This window comes from Miltoncostaea oceani (assembly GCF_018141545.1).
Classification (GTDB): Bacteria; Actinomycetota; Thermoleophilia; order Miltoncostaeales; family Miltoncostaeaceae; genus Miltoncostaea; species Miltoncostaea oceani.
In genome coordinates, this window is sequence record NZ_CP064356.1 from 942,820 (window position 1) to 959,836 (window position 17,017).

A 17,017-nucleotide genomic window follows, 5' to 3' on the forward strand; every position below is an offset into this window, starting at 1 on the left:
CCGGGTCCCGGTCGCTCGCTAGCCTGGGGGCGTGCCCCCACGACGGAGGTGACCATGGCGCGACTCGAGGCCGGACAGCCGGCCCCCGACTTCTCCCTGCCGGCCGACGACGGCTCCACCGTGAGCCTGTCCGACCTCGCCGGGACGACGGTGGTCCTCTACTTCTACCCGAAGGACGACACCCCCGGCTGCACCACCCAGGCCTGCGGCCTGCGGGACATGAGCGCCGACTACGACGCCGCCGGCGTCCGCGTGATCGGCGTCAGCCCCGACCCCGTCGCGAGCCACGTCAGGTTCCGCGACAAGCACGACCTGCCGTTCACGCTCCTCAGCGACGCGGACCACGCCGTCGCCGAGGCGTACGGCGTGTGGGTGGAGAAGTCGATGTACGGCAAGACGTACATGGGCGTCGAGCGCAGCACGTTCGTGATCGGGCCCGACGGGGTCCTGAAGGACGCGCTCTACAAGGTGAAGCCGAAGGGACACGCCGCCTCCGTGCTGGAGCTGGCCACCGCCTGACGTGCTCACGGACCCCGTCCCGCAGCGTCCCATCGGGATCCTCGCCTACGGGTCGCTGCTCCACACCCCGGGTCCCGAGCTGGCGGCGCTGATCGTGGAGCGGCGCCCCTGCCGCACGCCCTTCCCCGTCGAGTACGGGAGGGCGTCGCGGCGGTGGGGCGGGGGACCGGTGCTCGTCCCCCACCCGCGGGGCGCCCCCGTGGACGGGGCGCTGCTCGTGCTCGGCGCCGGCGTCGGGCTGGGCGCCGCCGTCGACGCCCTCGCCGAGCGCGAGGGGCTGCCCTCGGGACGCGGGGTGCTCCAGGTCGAGATGCCGGGTGACCTGCTGGTCCTCGTCGCGGGCCTGCCCCGCAACCTCCCGGCCCCCGACATGACCCCGGACGCCCTCGCCCTGCGAGCCGTCGCGAGCGTCGGCACCGGGCCGCGCAACGGCATCGGCTACCTGCGGGGCGCGATCGAGGCGGGTGTCCGCACCCCCCTCACCGACGCGTACGCGGCGCGGGTGCGGGACCTCGCCGGCGCGACCTCCCTGGAGGAGGCGGAGCGGCTGGTAGCGTTGGCCGCATCGACGCGGACCGGGGGGTCGGATGGGCTGGGATGACGTTTCGCGCTGGCAGCCGGTGGACCTCGCCGCCGCCTTCAAGATGGGCGACGCGGTGCAGCCCGTCGACGTCCGCGACATCGGCTACCGGGACGCGGAGGAGCAGATCCGCGGCGCGATCCGCATCGACCCGATGGAGTTCGAGTCCCAGATCGGCGACCTGCCCACCGGGCGGGAGCTGATCTTCTACTGCGACCGCCCGGGCGAGGCGACGAGCCTCAAGATCGCCATGTGGTCGTTCGACAACGGGCGCTCCCGGGTCGGCGTCCTGGTCGGCGGTTGGTCCGCCTGGCAGGACGCCGGTTACCCGGTCGAGCCGAAACCCGCCTGAGCGGAGCTACTCGGCGCTGCCCCGCGGGCGCAGGCCGTAGGTCGTCTCGAGCCACTCGGGGAGCACGGCGGCGATGCCGCGGCACAGGAGCTCGCGCTCCGAGATGGCGACCCGGGCGGCGACCTCGAGCGCGAGGCGGGCGTCGTCGCTGCGGATGCCGCTGACGCCCTCGACGGTCTTGTCGGCCTCGGCGCGGTTGTAGACCATCGCGCGGGCCGCCATCGGCCAGTGCTCCTTGGTCCACTCGATCAGCGCGGTCTCGAGCGTGGTCGGGTCGTACTCCAGCAGCGCCTTCTGGAGGGCGTTCGGAGTGGCGTCGTCGTCGCGCAGCATGCTCACCTCGGGGCGTGGGGCCTGGCGGGGGGAGTGTAGCCCCCGCCGCGGGACCGGTGCCGTCACGCCCCGCGCCGCCGACGGGCGTAGACTCGGCGCGTGCGGACCTTCCTGCTGCTGGCCTCCCTCAGCCCCCAGGGGCTGCAGACCCTCGCCGCGACGCCCGAGCGCCTCTTCGAGGTGAACCGCGAGATCGAGCGGCTGGGCGGGCGCGTCGTCCGCCAGTGGGCGCTGCTCGGCGCCTACGACTTCCTCAGCGAGGTCGAGGCGCCCGACGAGCGGGTCATCTCCCGGGTGACGACGGAGCTCGCCTCGCGCGGCAGCGCGACGTTCGAGACGATGGTCGCCATCCCGGTCGACGAGTTCCTCGCCTCCCTGGAGTCCCCCGAGCCCTGAGGCCCGGGGCGGCGGGTCACCCCGCCGCCCGCCAGGACTCCGACGCGCACAGCGGGCACGGCGGCAGCACCAGCACCCCGTCGTTCTCGCGGGGGGAGTGGACGAGCAGGTCGCATTCGGCGCAGCGGAACGCGCCCGTGACCTCGTCACCCACGTGGAACAGCTCGGTCGTCTCTCGACTCGGCACTCAGCGACCTCCGTCGCGCGATCGGCGGGTCCGCGCGCGCAGCGCGGCGGGACCCCTGGGGGATGCACGGCCCGTGGGGCGGTGCGGCGGCTAGGTGGCGAGTGCGGCCACGATGCTCGCGGCGGCGAGCAGCGTGAAGACCGTCAACCCGACCACGAGGAGTACTCGCTCGGGGACGCCGGCGATGCGGCGGCCCTCGCCGGTCGATCCGGTGCGGCGCTTGGCGAGTAGGCGCGGGAGCCCGCCCTCGTCCAGCCAGCGCTCGCAGTAGGGGCAGAACTGCGCGTCCGCCAGGAGCGGCAGGCCGCAACGGTGGCACCCGGGAGCCTCGGAGCGGTGGTGTCCCTGGAGATCGGACTCGGCTCTCACGCCGGGGGCTCCCTCTGCACTGCGTGACCGTACCCGCCGCACGCAGGCGCACGACGTGCGGTCAGCATACACCCGGCCCCGGGACGATCAACGCCCTCCGAGCCCGGTGTGACACGTCCCACGGCGGTGCTCAGGACGGCGGCGGACCGTCCCCGAAGAACTTCTCGGCGGCCTCCCACCCGGGGCCGGGCCCGGAGGCGGGGGGCGGGGTGTCGACCATCGGGAACGCCGTGCGGGAGGGGTCCTCGGCGGCCGCGGGGGTCGCCTCGTCGCCCTCCTCCTCGGTGCGGAGCGCGTCGATCTCGGCGACCTTCGCCTCGATCTCCATGAGCTTCGACTCGACCGCGCCGATCTCCGTGGCGAGGGGCTCCTCGGGGAGGGCGCCGGAGCGCACGAGCTCGTAGGCCCGCTCGCCGAGCTCCTCGAGCGCCGCGCGGTGCTGGCGCTGCAGCAGCCGCCGCTCCCCCTCGACCCGGGCCCGCTTGAGCGACGCCTGGACGTCGGTCGCGAGGCGGTTCGCCTGCTTGGCGATGCTGTCCAGGACCGTCATCGTCGCCTCCTCGGGCACTCGGCGTGGCGTCGCCCGTCGATTCTACCCCGGCGGGCGGTGCGGTGACGTGCGCATTCCGGCGCGATCGTGTGCGGAGTCGTCGCGGGGGTCGCGCCTAGCGTGGCCCCATGGACGCACGACGGGTCGGCGGGCAGGCCGCGGTGGAGATGGTGGGCATCGTGATCGCCCTGGTCATCGCGATCGCGGCGACGACGGTCTGGCTCCAGGGGGCCGTGACCGCGCCGGACCACCCGCCCGACGTCATCGGTCACGCGTCCCGCCCGCTCGGGTTCCCCGACGGGATCCGGTACTGGGCCCTGCCCGCGGTGCCGTACGGGGAGGAGGGCGCGGACGAGCCGATCGGCGACGTCCTCCGCGGCGCGGGGAGCCGCGCGCGGTCGGCGACCCGGGCGTACCTGGCCGGCCGCCGCGAGTTCTCGGGCGCCTACAACCGCCGCCTCGTCGAGCGGCTGCGCGACCTGGTGCGCGACCCGCTCGGCCCGCCGACGGTCCCCGGCCTCGACGTCCTCACCCCTGGCGGGCTCGCCCGCCGTGCGCTCGCGCGCGGCGGCGACGCCTACCACTACGTGCAGCGGCTGCGCCGCATGCCGCCCGGGGAGCGCACCCGGACCGGCCTGCGGGACGCGGGCACGGCCGCCGCCGACGCGACGATCGAGGGCCTGCAGGCGCTCGCCCGTCGCCGGGTCGGGCAGGGCGCCCGGCGTCCGGCGCCGCGGCCGCCCGCACCCCGTGACGCACCGGCGCCGTGACGGAGACGGCGCGGGTCCGGCACACACCGGTGTCGCGACCGCGCAGGCCCCGGGCGCACGATCGGGGTGGTCCACACCACGACGGAGGGAGACGGGACGATGGGGTACGTGATCGCGGCATGGCTGCACGCGGCGGCGCTGGGCCTGACCGACCGGGCGCGGGGCGCGCAGCGGGGTCAGGGGACGGTCGAGTACGTCGGAGTGGTCGTGATGGTGACGTTGCTGATCGGCGCGGTGGCCGTCGCGTCGAGGGGGTGGGCGCCGGGCGTCGGCGACGCGCTGAAGAAGGCGATCGGCGACGCGATCAAGAAGGCGTCGGCCGGGTTGTGACCTCGGCCTGGATCCGTCGTGACCCAGGCTCAGGCCGCCCGCACGACCCGCAACCCCGCGCCGCGGGGCCGGGTCGCGGACGACGCGTCGATGCGGGCGCCGGTGCGGTCGGCGCCCGTCAGGTCGCATCCGCCGAGCGCGGCGCCAGTGAGGTCGGCGTCGCGCAGCACGGCGGCCAGCAGGCGGGCCCCCGTCAGCGAGGCGCCGGTCGCGACGGCGCCCGTCAGGTCGGCGCCCGCGAGGGTCGCGCCGTCGAGCCGGGCCCCGGCGAGGTCGGCGCCGGCGAGCAGGGCACGGGTGAGGTCGGCGCCGCGCAGGTCGGCCCCGCGCAGGTCGAAGCCGGTGAGGTCGGCGGCCCGCAGGTCGGCGCCGTGCAGGCCGGGGGCCCGGCCGAGGCTCGCCGGGCCGTGCGTGCGGCCGCGGTTGAATCCGCCGAGCAGGGCGTCCCGCAGGCGCGCGCCGGTGAGGTCGTCGAACCGGGCCGAGCGCAGGTCGGCGCGGGCGAGGACGGCGTCGGTGACGTCGGCGCCGGTGAGGTCGGCACCGGCGAGGTCCGCCCCGTCGAGGGTGCACGCGGTGAGGTCTGCGCCGCGCAGCACCGCCCGGGCGAGCAGCGCCCCCGTGAGCCGGGCCCGGAACAGGGACGCCCCGGTGAGGTCGGTGCCCCGCAGGTCGGCGCCGGCCAGGTCGGCCCCGGACAGGTCCGCCCCCGCGAGCGCGAACCCGGCGAGGTCGGCGCCGGGCAACATCGCGCCGTCCATGCGGTGCGCCCCCGCAGGCGCGGCGACGGGGCTGCCGCCGTCGCTCCCCCAGTCGGTGCTGGCGAGCGCGGCGCCGCACATGTCGGCGCCCTCCAGGACGGCGCCCGCGAGGCACGCGCCGGTGAGGTCCGTGTCGCGCAGGCTCGCCCCGGTGAGGTCGGCGTGGGCGAGACGGGCGTCGCGCACCGTCGCCCCGTCGAGGCGCGCCCCGCCGAGCGCGGCCCGCGACAGGTCGGCGCCGTCGAGCGCCGCGCCGCGGAGGTCCGCGCCGGTGAGCACGGCGCGCTCCAGCGTGGCCCCCCGCAGGTCGGCGCCCCGCAGGTCGCGGTCGCGCAGGTCGGCGCGCGACAGGTCGACGCCCGCCAGGTCGCCCGCCGGAGCGCGAGCCCCGGCCCGGCGCGTCGCCCGCCGCGCGCGCCGGCCAGCCAGCGTTCGTGGGCGCGGAGGCCCCGGGTGAGGTCGGTTGCGGCGGCGGGACGTGCGGGGCGGCGTGCGTGCATGCGGGCGGTGCCTCCGTCGGGCGCGCGTGGCGCGGGGGTGCGGTGCGGAGCCGCGTCGGGCCCCGCGGCTCCCACTGTCATCGGCGGCGGCCGCGGATTCCCCCACCGGGCCCGGGCGCTCCCGCCTATCCTCGGGGGGTGAGCGCCGCCGCACCCGGGCCCGTCGAGGTCGTCGCCAGCCCCTCCGCGCCCGCCGGGTCGGCCGACGCCACCCGCCGCTGGGCGCTCGCGATGCCGGACGGCGCGACGCGGTTCCCGGGGGTGACCCGGACCGAGGGCGCCGCGGCGGCGGAGGCCCTCGCCGCGATGGACGCCGCCGCGTGGGAGACGGCGCTCGTCGAGATCACCCTCCCCGTGGTCCTCAGCGACGGCGCCGGGCCGTACCTCCTCGACCGGGACGGCCGCATCACGTTGGTGGTGGCGGCCCACCCCGGCATCCGCGACGTCCACGTCGCGATCGGGGCGCCCTCGCCCGGCCACCGGCTCGGGATCGTCGCCCGGCGGGCCCCCGGGGTCTGGGGCTGGCTCGCGCGGGTGGAGGCGTCGCCCGGCGACCGGGTCGCGGCGCTCGACGGCCTCGACGCGTGCCCCGACCTCCCCGCGGCGGTGCGGTGGGCACGGGAGTGGCCCGGGTAGGCTGTCGGCGTCCGAGGGGGAGGGGCATGACCGACTACCGCATCAGCTTCACCGCCACGTCGAGCCGGCCGCTCGATGCCGGGGCCGCCGACCTGCTGTCGGCCGCACTCGGCGGCATGCCGGGCGCGAACGGCGTCGAGGAGTCGACGCAGGACCGCCGCCGCCGGCGCGTCGCGGCGGTCTTCTGGATCCAGGTGCGGCTCGGGATGGCCGACGCCGCCCGCGACGGCAGCCGCCTCGCGAAGGAGGCGCTGAAGGTCGCGGGGATGGGCGACGCGCAGCTCGTCGAGCTCGCCGTCTCGATGGAGAAGCGCCCGGCGCGGGCGTCCGGGGGCGCGTGACGGACGGGGCGGGAGCCCCGGGACCGTCCCCTACACTTCTGCGATCGGGCGCCGATGAGGTGGGCGCACGGCCCCATCGGGAGGATTGCGATTCCGCGCGACAGGCACGACGAGGCCGTCCCCGAGACCGTCGGCGGTAGCGCGCTGCCGGGTGGCGTGATGATGCGCACCCGGAACCGCGTCGGCGTCGCCGTCCGCCGCGAGGACGACGGGGCCATCGTGACCGAGGCCTTCGACGTCGAGCCGCCCCGCGGACGCTGGACCCGCCTGCCGCTGATGCGCGGCGTCGTCGCGATCCGCACCGCCCTCAGCACCGGCCAGAAGGCCATGAGCATCGGTGAGCGCCTCCGCTGGGAGGAGACGCGCCCCGCGCCGTCCCACCCCTCCGCCCTCGTCGCCGCCGAGGAGGCCGCCCTCGCGACCGCCACCGGCGCGCCGGAGGGGGCCACCATCGCCGGCGGCCCGCGGGAGGAGGAGGTCGAGGGCCTCGGCTTCTGGGGCAAGGTCGCCGTCGGCTTCGGCGCCCTCCTCGGGGCCGGGATCCAGATCGCCGCGTTCCGGATCGGGCCCATCGTCATCGCGAAGGAGGCGGGGCTCGAGGGCGCGGCGTTCATCGTCGCCGACGCCGCCATCCGCCTGATGCTGCTGCTCGGGATGCTGATGGTGCTCAGCCTCTTCCGGCCCTTCCGGAAGATCCTCAAGTACCACGGCGCCGAGCACCAGGCGATCGCCGCCCACGAGGCCGGGCACCCCCTCACCGCCGCCGCGGCCGCCGGCTTCAGCCGGTTCCACCCCCGGTGCGGCACGTCGTTCCTCGTCGTGTCCGCGATGGTCTCGATCGTGATCTACGGCGCGGTGCTTGCGATCACCGGGGTCTTCACCTACCCCGCCCTGATCGCGACCCGCCTGCTCGGCGCGCCGATCGTCACCGCCGTTGCATTCGAGCTGCAGCGTCAGGCGGCGATGCGCGCCGAGGGCCGCCTCCGCTTCCTCTCGTGGCCCGGCATGTGGGCCCAGCGGCTCACGACGCGGCACCCCGACCCCGCGGAGCTCGAGGTGGCGTGCGCCGCCCTCGCCGTCGCGCTGGAGCCCGCCCCCGCGGCGGCGCCGGCCGCCGCCGGGTCGCGCGACCCGGCGACGATCGGACAGCCCCAGCCGCTCGCCTGAGGGTCCCCGGCCCCCGCGGGCCCCGGCCGGCCGCGCTGTGCCAGGATGCCGCGCGGTGGGGGCACCCGAGGTCGGAGGTCAGGCGATGCCCGGTGCTCCCGTGACGGTCGGATCCGTCATGTCATGGACGGCGGACGGACCGGGCAGCGCCCTGCTGCTCCTGCGCGTCGGCGAGGCCGCCGACCAGCAGACCATCGCCGACGAGGAGCTCGAGGTGACGGGCGCCGACGTCGAGCGCGGGCCGACGACGCCCCTCGGCGTGCGCCCCCTGCGCCTCCACGCCCCCGGTGGACCGGTGACGGTGCGGTACTCCACCCAGGTGCGCGTCGACGGCGACGACCGCGCCTGCCCGAGGGACGACGTCGCCCTGCCCGAGCGGGGGCACCTGCCGTTCGACCTGATCGACTGGACCCTGCCGAGCCGGTACTGCCCCTCCGACGCCCTCGGGCCGACGACGGAGGCGCTCTTCGGCGGGCTGCCGCGCACCCGTGCGCTCATCCCGGCCGTCGCCGACTGGGTGCGGGACAACATCGCGTACACGTCGGGTGCGAGCGACGGCCTCACCGCCGCCGACGAGACCCTCCTCGCGCGGGCGGGCGTCTGCCGCGACATGGCCCACCTCGCGGTGACGTTCCTGCGGGCCCTGGAGGTGCCGGCGCGGGTGGTCGCCGCCTACGCGCCGCTGCTCGAGCCGCCCGACTTCCACGCCCTGCTCGAGGCCCACGACGGCACCGCCTGGCGGCTCCTCGACGTCACCGGCCTCGCGCCGGTGCCGACGATGGTGCGCATCGCGACCGGCCGTGACGCCGCGGACGTGGCGTGGGCGACGTCCAGCGGCGGGCTCGCCCTGGACGCCGTCGCGGTCACCGCGTTCGGGCCCGCCGGGTAGGCCGGCGGGCCCGGGGACGCGGACGGCTCAGCCGCGGGTGCGGTAGAGCCGGGTCGTGAGCGGGGCGAAGATGGCGGCGAGCACCGCCGCCTCGATCAGCACCAGGCCGATGTCGCCACCGGACGCGGTGCCGTCCATCAGGCCCCGGACGGCCGTCACGACGTGGGAGATCGGGTTGATCTCCACGATCGTCTCGAGCCAGTCCGGCAGCGTCTCCTGCGGCACGAAGCCGTTGCTGATGAAGATCAGCGGGAACAGCGCCATGAAGCCCGTGTTCATGACGGCGTTCGGCGCCCGCATCAGCAGCCCCACCGTCGTGAACACCCACGACAGGGCGACCGAGAAGACGATCAGGAGGAGGAGGGCGACGACCATGCCGCCCCACGACTCCGGCCGGTAGCCGAGCGCGAGCCCGACGGCGATCACGACGAGGCCCGCGAGCAGGTAGCGCAGGACGTCGCCGAGCACCGCGCCGACCAGCGGGGCGGGCCGCCACGTCGGCAGCGAGCGGAAGCGGTCGACGACCCCCTTCGTCATGTCCGTGTTGAGGGACACCCCGGAGTAGACCGTCGTGAACAGCACCGACATGACGAGCGTGCCCGGCAGCAGGAACTGCAGGTACTCGTCGGTCGATCCGGAGATCGCCCCGCCGTACATGTACGTGAAGAGCAGGGTGAACAGGACCGGCGTCAGGGTGACGTCGATCAGCTGCTCGGGGACGTGCTTGATCTTCAGCATCCCGCGCCAGCCGAACGTGAGGACCGCCGACAGGGGGCTCGCGCCCGACGCCGGGGGGTTCGACGCGAGGGCGGTGCGGATGGCGGCGTCCTCGACGGCGGGGGCCGCCGCGGACGCGGGGGGTGCGGATGCCGCCGGTGCGTCGCTCATGCCGCGACCTCCTCTCGGGTGGCGTCGTCGCCGGCGGGGCCGTCGGCGTGGTGGCCGGTCAGCGCCAGGAAGACCTCGTCGAGGCTCGGCTGCCCCATCGAGAAGTCGGCGATCCCGATCCCCTCCTGCGACATGCGGGCGAGCACGCCCGCCGCGCGGTCGGCGTCGGAGCACGGCGCCGACAGCGCCGAGGGGTCGGACTCGCGGTGGGCCTCGCCGAGCGAGGCGGCGAGGAGCCCCTCCGCCCGGTCGCGGTCGTCGGGGTCGAGCAGCCGCACGTGCAGCGTCCCGCCGCCGACGGACGACTTGAGCCGCGCCGGCGTCCCCTCCGCGATGACGCGGCCGCGGTCGATCACCGCGATGCGGTCGGCGAGCTGGTCGGCCTCGTCGAGGTACTGGGTGCAGAGCAGGATGGTGGTGCCCTCGGCGGACAGGGCGCGGACGATGTCCCACACCTGGTTGCGCGACCGCGGGTCGAGGCCCGTCGTCGGCTCGTCGAGGAACATCAGGCGGGGTGTCACGACGATGCTCGCCGCGATGTCCAGCCGGCGGCGCATGCCGCCCGAGTAGGTCTTCACGAGGCGGCCGCCGGCCTCCTCGATGCCGAACGCGCCGAGCAGCTCGTCGGCGCGGGCCTTCGCGTGGGCCCGCGAGTGGCCGAGCAGGCGCGCGATCATCACCAGGTTCTCCCGCCCGGTGAGGTCCTCGTCGACGGACGCGAGCTGCCCGGTCAGGCTGACCTGGGCGCGGACCGCGCCGGCGTCGGTGACGATGTCGTGGCCCAGCACGCGCGCGGTGCCCGCGTCGGGGCGCAGCAACGTCGCGAGCATGCGGATGGTTGTCGTCTTGCCGGCCCCGTTGGGACCCAGCACGCCGTAGACGGCGCCGCTGCGGACCTCGAGGTCGACCCCGTCGACGGCGCGGGTGGAGCCGAACGACTTGCCGAGGCCGGTGGCCTCGATCGCGAGGGTGTCTGTGGTCGTCACCTCGCTCCTCTCCTCTGTGAACGTGGTCGGTGAACGATACGACTGCCACCGGGCGTCGAACTCATCGCCGGTGGGTCGTGGCCGCGGCACCGCCCATGCCGGGGGAGGGTGGGGGGTGTCCCCCGGGTTGTGCCCTGCGGCCTCGTTACCCGTCGAGCCCGAGCAGGTAGCGGGCGCTCTCGAGCCGGGCCGGGTCGTCGGCCCACGTGTGGCCGAGGCGGCCGGTGAGCTCGGCGACGAGCGCGTCCACCAGGTCGGCCGTCATGGCCTCGAGCCGCTGGAGGTCGCCGGCGGAGCGTCCCTCCCAGCGGGACCCCGCCCGGGTCAGCTCGGCGCGCCGGATGTCCTCCGCCCGCGCGCGAAACGCGGTGACCACCGCGTCGGTCGTGGGCCGCGGCGTGGTCTGCGGCCCCGCGTCGAAACCGATCGTCATGTCGTGACACCTCCCGCCGTGGGATGCCGGGAACGGGACCACCCTCCCCCTCCTCCGTCACCGGAGGAGGGGGAGGGCAGGTGGATCACCGTGCCAGTGGCGTCGGCCGCATCTGCGCGTGGCCGAGCCAACCGTGCTGGACCTCGTTGTGGATGACGGGGTCCAGGCCGTCGTTGAACCAGAGACCGCGACCCTTCCAACCGGCCTTCGGGTCGTCGATCCGGCCGTCCAGGCCCCGCTGGTATGCGTTCAGCGGGTACGGCACCCGGAGGGTCGTCCACTTCTTCGTCTTCGGCTGGAAGATCTGGAGCGAGTCCGAGTTCGTCCCGTTGAGGATGACCACGTCCTTGCCCATGCCGAACGTGCCGTGCACGTCGACGAAGAGGTAGTAGTGGAGGTCGGCGGTCCGCTGGTCGGCGGGCGTCGACTGGGCCAGCAGGGGACCGGGCGGCTTGTAGAACGTCCAGCCCTGCGGGCACTGCTCCCCGTTGCCCCACGTCTGCGTGCACTTGGAGCGGTCGAAGCGGCCGAGGTGACCGGAGCCGCCCATGGCCGCCCAGATCATGCCCTTCGAGTCGACGTCCACGCCACGCGGGCCGGAGCCCGGGGGCGGCGGGATGTACGACTCGAACTTGCCGGTCGCCTTGTCGTAGCGGACCAGGAGCCCACGCGGGCCGGTGCTCGGCTGCGCGGTCCAGACGCTGTTGTCCACGTCGTTCGGGATGACGCCGTAGTTGAAGCCGACGACGGGCTTGTCGGCGACGCCGTCACCGTTGGTGTCGACCTTGACCTCGGCGTGGCCCTGGGCCTGCGCCTCGGTCTCGGGGCGCTTCGGGTCGTACTTGCTCGGGTCGAACCACCCGAGGACGTACGAGTCGCCGCTCGTCCAGAGCACGCCCTTCTTGTCGAACTGGAGGTGGTGCGTGCCGTAGCAGGTGTCGATCAGCGACCACTTCTTCGCCTTCGGGTCGTAGTACCCGAGCTGGCGGTGGTGCGACCTGCCGGCGATGGCGGGGTCCGTCTTGCACTGCGCCGGGATGTCCTCCTGCCACTCACGACGGATCTGCGTCGTGACCCACACGTTGCCCTTCGCGTCCAGCATCGGGTTGTGGGGGTTCGCCGGGTTCTGGTACCGCCCGACGTAGGCGCTCACGCCACCGACCGCCGTGGCGGGGCAACCGAGGGTCTGGAAGCCGCCCGAGCCGGCGGGGCGTCCGGGACCGCTGGTCGCGTCGCACCAGGAGGTGTTGTAGCCGTTGCGCGTCGGGACCTTGATGGCCGTCGACTTGTTGGTCTTCGGGTCGACCCGCAGCAGGCGGTCGTTGCCGATGTCGACGCCCCAGACGGGGCCCTCGGCGTTGACGCGCGGGTTGCGCTTGTCGGTCGAGATCTCGTCGTGGGCGTAGGCCCACTTGTCGCCCCAGTTCCACTGGGTGATGACGATGTTGCGCTCGAGGCCCTTCGGACGCGCCGGGGCGCTCTTCGGGGTCTCGCCCTTCGCGATCCGCCCGCCCCAGTCGGCGAGCGAGTCGAGGAACGCCTCGCGGCCGAGGCCGAGGCTGGTCCCGTACATCGTGCCGGCCTTCTTGGTGCCGTGGTCGAAGGCGTCACGGGTGGGGAGCCGGGTCGACTTGATCCCGATCTGGTGGCAGAGCATGCACGAGAGCTTGAACTGCGATGCGTAGTCCGGGCTCGCGTTCGGGAGGTTCAGCATCGACAGCCAGTAGTTGGCCGGGTAGATCTTCGCGGCCTGCACCTTGGTGCGGGCCGGCTTCACCTTGAGCGAGAGGTCCGCGCCGAGCTTGGCGGCCGTCTTCCCGGAGTCGACGAGGCCGTAGCCGCGGACCCACACCTTCCAGGTGGCCTTCGGCAGCTCGGGCAGCACGAAGCGGCCGTTGCGGTCCGTGACCACGATCTTGCGCATGAGCGTGCCGGCCGGCTTCGACTCGGCGATCACCCACACACCGGCCTCGGGCTTCTTCGCGCCCGAGGTGACCTGCCCCTCGATGTAGTCCACCGGCGGCCCCTTCGCGGCGACGGACTCGTCGGAGGTGGCGCTCAGCACGAGCGCGCCCCCCGCGAGGACCGAGGCCGTGGCGAGCAGCGAGACCCATCTCCGATCCACGTGCACCCCCTCCACTTGTCATCGTTGTCACGAACGGCGCGACGCTACCTCGGGGTGGCCACTTTTATGGACAGGAGGGGGGCATCCATCTGGGTTACCCGATCGAAAGCCCGCTTTCCACGCGGTCAACGGTCGGATGTGACGAATATTCTGGCCGCGCAGTTGACGGGGCCCGACGGCCTCCCGATGCTGGCGTCCGCACCGCGCGTGACATCCGCCACGAGTCCCAGGAGGCCCATGCCGACGTCCATGTTCCGTGCCCGCCGCGTAAGTCTCGCCGCCCTCCTCGCGCCGCTCGCGTTCGCGGCGGTGGTGCTGCCGGGACGCGCCGAGGGCGCGACCCGCCAGTACTGGATCAAGGCGGTGAACGTCCGCGTGGACGTGGCCCCGAACGGCCTCGACGCCCTCATGGGGCGTCAGGTCCCGCTCGACCAGCGCTTCCTCGACGCCGTCGTCTACCGGGCCTACACCCGCGGCTGGCGCAAGCCGCTGCCGAACACCGCCCGCTCGGGCGACAACGACGGCATCCCCGGGCCGGTGATCGAGGCCCGGGTGGGCGACCGCCTGCTCGTGCACTTCAAGAACGAGGACCGCACGTTCCGGCAGAAGCACTCGATGCACTTCCACGCGTTCACCTACAAGCCGGCGAGCGACGGGGCGTTCATCCCGCAGATCACCGGCAAGGGCGGCAACGTCCCGGTGGGGCAGTCGTTCACGTACCGGCTGACCGCGGGGCCCCAGAGCCGCGGCGCGTGGCCGTACCACGACCACTCGTCGACGATGCACGACAGCATCCCGCGTGGCCTCTACGGCGCCGTGGTGATCATGGGGAGGAAGGAGAAGCCGCCGGACCGCCGCTTCATCGTGGCGTTCAGCAGCCACAACGGCTTCGACACGATCAACGGCCGCGCGTTCATCGGCAACACGCCGACGTTCCGCGCGAAGGTCGGCGAGACCGTGGAATGGAACGTGCTGGCGATGGGCGACACGTTCCACACGTTCCACGTCCATGGGCACCGCTGGCTGAACGACGCCGGCACCCCGAAGGACACGGAGGAGATCGGACCCGGTGGCTCGTTCCGGATCCGCTGGAAGGAGGACGCGCCGGGCACGTGGTTCTACCACTGCCACGTCGAGTCCCATCAGATGAACGGAATGATCGGACTCTTCAAGGTGACGAAATGACGAAGCGCATCGTGGTCCTGACGGCGATCTCCTCGGCGGCGCTGCTCGCCGGGGCCGCCCCGATACTCGGGCAGATGACCCACCCCGGTGGGGGGGCGATGGCGCCGGGCGCGACCGCCGTCACCATCAACGACGCGGGGTACAGCCCCGGTGAGACGGTCGTCGCGCCGGGGCAGTCGGTGACGTGGACGAACTCGGGGAGCAACCCCCACACGGTCACCTCGGACGTGCCGGGGATCTTCGACTCGGGGACGCTCGGCGCGAAGGCGAAGTTCGTGCTGACGGCGCCGGCCGCGGCGGGGACGTACACGTACAACTGCACGTTCCACGCCTACATGCGCGGCAGCCTGGTCGTCTCGACGGTCACGTTGATGGGCCCGAAGCAGGTGCGGGCGGGGAAGACGGCGTCGGTGCACGGCGCCGCCCCGGGGACGCCGCCCGGCACGGCGGTCGCGATCGAGGCGCTCGGCGCGGGCGGGGCCTGGACGGCCGTGGCGAGCGGGACGGTCGCGGCGGACGGGTCGTACCACGTGGTCACCCGGCCCCTGACGGCCGGCGCGACCCTGCGCGCCCGGGTCGGTGAGGGCCTCAGCCCGACGCTGACGATCCCGGTGGCCCCGAAGGTGGTCATCAAGCGCTCCGGCAAGCGGGGGATCGCGGTGACCGTGACGCCCGCGAAGGCGGCGAAGGGCAACCTCGAGCGGTTGAACACGGACACGTTCCGCTGGGTGAAGGCGAAGAAGGTCACCATCAACCGCCGCGGGAAGGCGACCGTCACGGTCCCGAAGGCCGCCGGGAGGTACCGCGTCACGCTGCTGCCGGCGAAGGGCCTGGCGGCGGCCAGCTCGGCGGGGTTGTCGTTCCGGTAGGGCCCTCCACGCGGGCCCGGGCGTCAGGTGCGCCCGGGCCCCGCGGTGGGCGGGCTCGACACCCAGACGACGAGCGCATGCCCGTCGCCGGCGTTGCGCACCTCGGTGACGGGCTGCTCGCCGCAGTAGGCGGAGTCGCCGGCGCCGAGCCGCAGCGGCTCGTCCCCGCCGTCGAGGACCATCTCCACGGTGCCGCGGACGACGAACAGGAAGTGCTGGGTCCCGTCGGTGGTCGCGGGGCGGGGGATGCGGGCGCCGGGGGCGTACTCGTAGATCACGGGGGCCATGGCGAGGTCGTCGTGGCGGTCGGCGACGGGGTGGGCGCGCATGCCGTCCCGTGGTGGGCCGCCGTCCATCCGCTCCTCGGCGCGCAGGATCGTCGCCTCCCGCACGGCCCCGGTGTCGAGCAGCTCGTCGATGCCGACCCCGTAGAAGCGCGCGAGCCGGTAGAGGCGGCCGGTGCTGATGTCGCTCCGTCCGTTCTCGACGAGGGAGAGGAAGGAGGGGGAGAGGTCGGTGCCGGCGGAGACGTCGCCGAGCGAGTGCCCCCGTTCGGTGCGGAGGCCGCGGAGCGTCTCGCCGAGTGTCCGGAGGCAGAGCTCGGTGTCGCTGTCGGGCTGGGGCAGTGGTACTCCTCGCGCGACGCATCGATCGTCCGGACCGAAGGGTGTTCTATCGCAGCCGGGGGACGGCCGACAGATGGTCGGTCGGGGGCCCGTGGCTGACGAGGTCCCGACGACCCCGCCCGCCGGCGACGCCGCGTCGTCGCCGCCGCTGGCCGGCCCGGAGTCGGATCCGCGGCGCCGTCTGCGGATCCCCCCGCGGCGCCTGGCGTTGATCCTCGGCGTGTGGCTGCTGGCGACGGGGGCGGCGATCGGCCTGGCGAGCGCCCTCGACTCCCCCGTCGGGGCGGGCGCGGTCGACGAGGCGCGGCCCGTCGCCCCCGAGGGCGTCGGCGTCCCCGACTCCGCCGCGGCGGCCACCCCGGACGACGCCCCCGCGGGCGAGGCGCCGGCGGCGGGCGACGGGGCGGCGGCGGGCGATGACGAGGCGGTGGCGCTGCCGGCGTTCGCGATGGTCCTCGGCCGGGCGCTCCCCGACGACATCGCCCGCCTCGACCCGGTGCAGCAGGCGGTGAAGCTGCGGGAGAGCGCGATGGGGACGGGGAACCCGGACCGCCTCGTGGAGCTGGGGTCGGTCCTCCAGTTGCTCGGCAACGCGGAGAGCGCGCGGTTCTCGTACCAGTCGGCCCTCGACCGGGACCCGGGGAGCCTCGCCGCCCGCCTCGGCCTGGTGATGGTCGCCGGCACCGCCGGCGGCCCCGACGCCCTCCCCGCGGTCGCGCGCCGCATCGACGCCCTCGCCGCCGCGAACCCGGACAGCCAGCTCGTCGCGTTCAACCAGGGTTGGGTCGCCCTCTACCGCCGCCAGGTCGACGTCGCCCAGGGGGCCTTCGAGCGCACCGCGCAGCTCGGCCCGGACACCCGCCTCGGCCGCACCGCCCGGGCCCTCCTCGCCGCCACCGAGCAGGTCGAGTTCGACGCCACCCCCTGACGCCCCCCGGGACGCCGCCCCCGTCCACGCGGCATGATCCGCCCCGAGGGCGCGTAGCTCAGCTGGTCAGAGCAGGGGACTCATAATCCCTGGGTCGCAGGTTCGAGTCCTGCCGCGCCCACTTCGCCGGACCGGCTTCGTCTCGGCGATCTCACCGGCTAGCGGATCAGGCTTCTCGGGCCCCCACCGACCAAACCGCACCAATCACGGAACGTGTTGTCGCGACGGCCGTGCTCCCGATGCCGAATGCGTCAGTCATCGATCGGAACAGCAGTGCTGCTACCGGGGACCAACCGC

At 74.5% G+C, this 17,017-nt stretch carries 23 protein-coding genes, 1 tRNA gene and 1 pseudogene; 14 read left to right on the forward strand and 11 right to left on the reverse strand.

The genetic code is table 11. The features are described 5' to 3' along the window. The first annotated feature begins 54 nt into the window (after positions 1 to 54). The 3 genes from bcp to IU369_RS04755 are packed head-to-tail and all read left to right on the forward strand — an operon-like array spanning position 55 to position 1,451. The gene (gene bcp / locus IU369_RS04745) at positions 55 to 519 is read left to right on the forward strand and encodes a thioredoxin-dependent thiol peroxidase (protein WP_217923422.1); all 465 of its coding nucleotides are present in this window, start codon (positions 55 to 57) and stop codon (positions 517 to 519) included. A 1-nt stretch (position 520) separates the two neighbouring features. Continuing rightward, positions 521 to 1,120 (forward strand): hypothetical protein, encoded by a 600-nt coding sequence (locus IU369_RS04750; RefSeq protein WP_217923423.1) that lies wholly within the window; start codon positions 521 to 523, stop codon positions 1,118 to 1,120. Next, complete coding sequence (locus IU369_RS04755; RefSeq protein ID WP_217923424.1) at positions 1,107 to 1,451, forward strand: rhodanese-like domain-containing protein; 345 nt, start codon at positions 1,107 to 1,109, stop codon at positions 1,449 to 1,451. The genes IU369_RS04750 and IU369_RS04755 overlap by 14 nt, the downstream gene beginning before the upstream one ends. Positions 1,452 to 1,457: 6 nt before the next feature. On the opposite strand, the gene IU369_RS04760 is transcribed toward IU369_RS04755, so the two are convergent. Further along, complete coding sequence (locus IU369_RS04760) at positions 1,458 to 1,784, reverse strand: hypothetical protein (RefSeq protein WP_217923425.1); 327 nt, start codon at positions 1,782 to 1,784, stop codon at positions 1,458 to 1,460. Positions 1,785 to 1,883: 99 nt separating this feature from the next. Here IU369_RS04760 and IU369_RS04765 point away from each other — a divergent pair, with 99 nt between their 5' ends. Further along, a complete protein-coding gene (locus IU369_RS04765; RefSeq protein ID WP_217923426.1) occupies positions 1,884 to 2,180 on the forward strand; it encodes a GYD domain-containing protein in 297 nt (98 codons plus the stop codon). Positions 2,181 to 2,196: 16 nt separating this feature from the next. On the opposite strand, the gene IU369_RS04770 is transcribed toward IU369_RS04765, so the two are convergent. The 3 genes from IU369_RS04770 to IU369_RS04780 all read right to left on the reverse strand — a co-directional run bounded on the left by IU369_RS04770 (position 2,197) and on the right by IU369_RS04780 (position 3,286). Beyond that, on the reverse strand, positions 2,197 to 2,367 hold the full coding sequence (locus IU369_RS04770) for a hypothetical protein (protein WP_217923427.1): 171 nt from the start codon (positions 2,365 to 2,367) through the stop codon (positions 2,197 to 2,199). Between the two features lie 90 nt (positions 2,368 to 2,457). Beyond that, entirely contained in the window at positions 2,458 to 2,736 is a 279-nt protein-coding gene (locus IU369_RS04775; RefSeq protein WP_217923428.1) for a zinc ribbon domain-containing protein, read from the reverse strand. A 130-nt stretch (positions 2,737 to 2,866) separates the two neighbouring features. Then, the gene (locus IU369_RS04780; protein WP_217923429.1) at positions 2,867 to 3,286 is read right to left on the reverse strand and encodes a hypothetical protein; all 420 of its coding nucleotides are present in this window, start codon (positions 3,284 to 3,286) and stop codon (positions 2,867 to 2,869) included. Between the two features lie 128 nt (positions 3,287 to 3,414). Here IU369_RS04780 and IU369_RS04785 point away from each other — a divergent pair, with 128 nt between their 5' ends. Both IU369_RS04785 and IU369_RS04790 read left to right on the forward strand, forming a co-directional pair. Beyond that, positions 3,415 to 4,056: a hypothetical protein gene (locus IU369_RS04785; RefSeq protein ID WP_217923430.1), complete on the forward strand. Its 642-nt coding sequence runs from the start codon at positions 3,415 to 3,417 to the stop codon at positions 4,054 to 4,056. 108 nt (positions 4,057 to 4,164) lie between these two features. After that, a complete protein-coding gene (locus IU369_RS04790) occupies positions 4,165 to 4,386 on the forward strand; it encodes a hypothetical protein (RefSeq protein ID WP_217923431.1) in 222 nt (73 codons plus the stop codon). 29 nt (positions 4,387 to 4,415) lie between these two features. Here IU369_RS04790 and IU369_RS04795 read toward each other — a convergent pair whose 3' ends face one another. Continuing rightward, positions 4,416 to 5,801 carry a pentapeptide repeat-containing protein gene (locus tag IU369_RS04795; protein ID WP_343233198.1) on the reverse strand — a complete coding sequence of 462 codons (1,386 nt, stop codon included), beginning with the start codon at positions 5,799 to 5,801 and terminating at the stop codon, positions 4,416 to 4,418. Here IU369_RS04795 and IU369_RS04800 point away from each other — a divergent pair. The 4 genes from IU369_RS04800 to IU369_RS04815 all read left to right on the forward strand — a co-directional run bounded on the left by IU369_RS04800 (position 5,786) and on the right by IU369_RS04815 (position 8,680). Beyond that, positions 5,786 to 6,283 carry a hypothetical protein gene (locus tag IU369_RS04800; RefSeq protein WP_217923433.1) on the forward strand — a complete coding sequence of 166 codons (498 nt, stop codon included), beginning with the start codon at positions 5,786 to 5,788 and terminating at the stop codon, positions 6,281 to 6,283. The genes IU369_RS04795 and IU369_RS04800 overlap by 16 nt on opposite strands. Before the next feature lie 26 nt (positions 6,284 to 6,309). Continuing rightward, on the forward strand, positions 6,310 to 6,624 hold the full coding sequence (locus IU369_RS04805) for a hypothetical protein (RefSeq protein WP_217923434.1): 315 nt from the start codon (positions 6,310 to 6,312) through the stop codon (positions 6,622 to 6,624). 159 nt (positions 6,625 to 6,783) lie between these two features. Further along, entirely contained in the window at positions 6,784 to 7,791 is a 1,008-nt protein-coding gene (locus IU369_RS04810) for a DUF1385 domain-containing protein (RefSeq protein WP_217923435.1), read from the forward strand. Between the two features lie 118 nt (positions 7,792 to 7,909). Then, positions 7,910 to 8,680 carry a transglutaminase-like domain-containing protein gene (locus tag IU369_RS04815; RefSeq protein ID WP_217923436.1) on the forward strand — a complete coding sequence of 257 codons (771 nt, stop codon included), beginning with the start codon at positions 7,910 to 7,912 and terminating at the stop codon, positions 8,678 to 8,680. A 27-nt stretch (positions 8,681 to 8,707) separates the two neighbouring features. On the opposite strand, the gene IU369_RS04820 is transcribed toward IU369_RS04815, so the two are convergent. The 4 genes from IU369_RS04820 to IU369_RS04835 all read right to left on the reverse strand — a co-directional run bounded on the left by IU369_RS04820 (position 8,708) and on the right by IU369_RS04835 (position 13,112). After that, positions 8,708 to 9,568 carry an ABC transporter permease gene (locus tag IU369_RS04820; protein WP_217923437.1) on the reverse strand — a complete coding sequence of 287 codons (861 nt, stop codon included), beginning with the start codon at positions 9,566 to 9,568 and terminating at the stop codon, positions 8,708 to 8,710. Further along, positions 9,565 to 10,554, reverse strand: coding sequence for an ATP-binding cassette domain-containing protein (locus IU369_RS04825; RefSeq protein WP_217923438.1), 990 nt, complete (start codon positions 10,552 to 10,554; stop codon positions 9,565 to 9,567). The genes IU369_RS04820 and IU369_RS04825 overlap by 4 nt, the downstream gene beginning before the upstream one ends. Before the next feature lie 145 nt (positions 10,555 to 10,699). Continuing rightward, complete coding sequence (locus tag IU369_RS04830; protein WP_217923439.1) at positions 10,700 to 10,987, reverse strand: hypothetical protein; 288 nt, start codon at positions 10,985 to 10,987, stop codon at positions 10,700 to 10,702. 85 nt (positions 10,988 to 11,072) lie between these two features. Further along, on the reverse strand, positions 11,073 to 13,112 hold the full coding sequence (locus IU369_RS04835; protein WP_217923440.1) for a hypothetical protein: 2,040 nt from the start codon (positions 13,110 to 13,112) through the stop codon (positions 11,073 to 11,075). A 237-nt stretch (positions 13,113 to 13,349) separates the two neighbouring features. Between IU369_RS04835 and IU369_RS04840 the strand changes: the two genes are divergently transcribed. Next, entirely contained in the window at positions 13,350 to 14,297 is a 948-nt protein-coding gene (locus tag IU369_RS04840) for a multicopper oxidase domain-containing protein (protein WP_217923441.1), read from the forward strand. Then, positions 14,294 to 15,166, forward strand: coding sequence for a cupredoxin domain-containing protein (locus IU369_RS04845; protein ID WP_217923442.1), 873 nt, complete (start codon positions 14,294 to 14,296; stop codon positions 15,164 to 15,166). The genes IU369_RS04840 and IU369_RS04845 overlap by 4 nt, the downstream gene beginning before the upstream one ends. A gap of 23 nt (positions 15,167 to 15,189) precedes the next feature. Here IU369_RS04845 and IU369_RS23225 read toward each other — a convergent pair whose 3' ends face one another. Then, positions 15,190 to 15,558, reverse strand: coding sequence for a cupin domain-containing protein (locus IU369_RS23225; protein WP_246551342.1), 369 nt, complete (start codon positions 15,556 to 15,558; stop codon positions 15,190 to 15,192). 21 nt (positions 15,559 to 15,579) lie between these two features. Continuing rightward, positions 15,580 to 15,981 (reverse strand): annotated as a pseudogene (locus tag IU369_RS23800) (helix-turn-helix domain-containing protein); the annotation flags it as partial. On the opposite strand from IU369_RS23800, the gene IU369_RS23230 reads away from it, so the two are divergent. Then, a complete protein-coding gene (locus tag IU369_RS23230) occupies positions 15,884 to 16,720 on the forward strand; it encodes a tetratricopeptide repeat protein (RefSeq protein WP_246551344.1) in 837 nt (278 codons plus the stop codon). The pseudogene IU369_RS23800 and the gene IU369_RS23230 overlap by 98 nt on opposite strands. A gap of 47 nt (positions 16,721 to 16,767) precedes the next feature. After that, positions 16,768 to 16,841 (forward strand) — tRNA-Ile (locus IU369_RS04860). Positions 16,842 to 17,017: the final 176 nt, after the last annotated feature.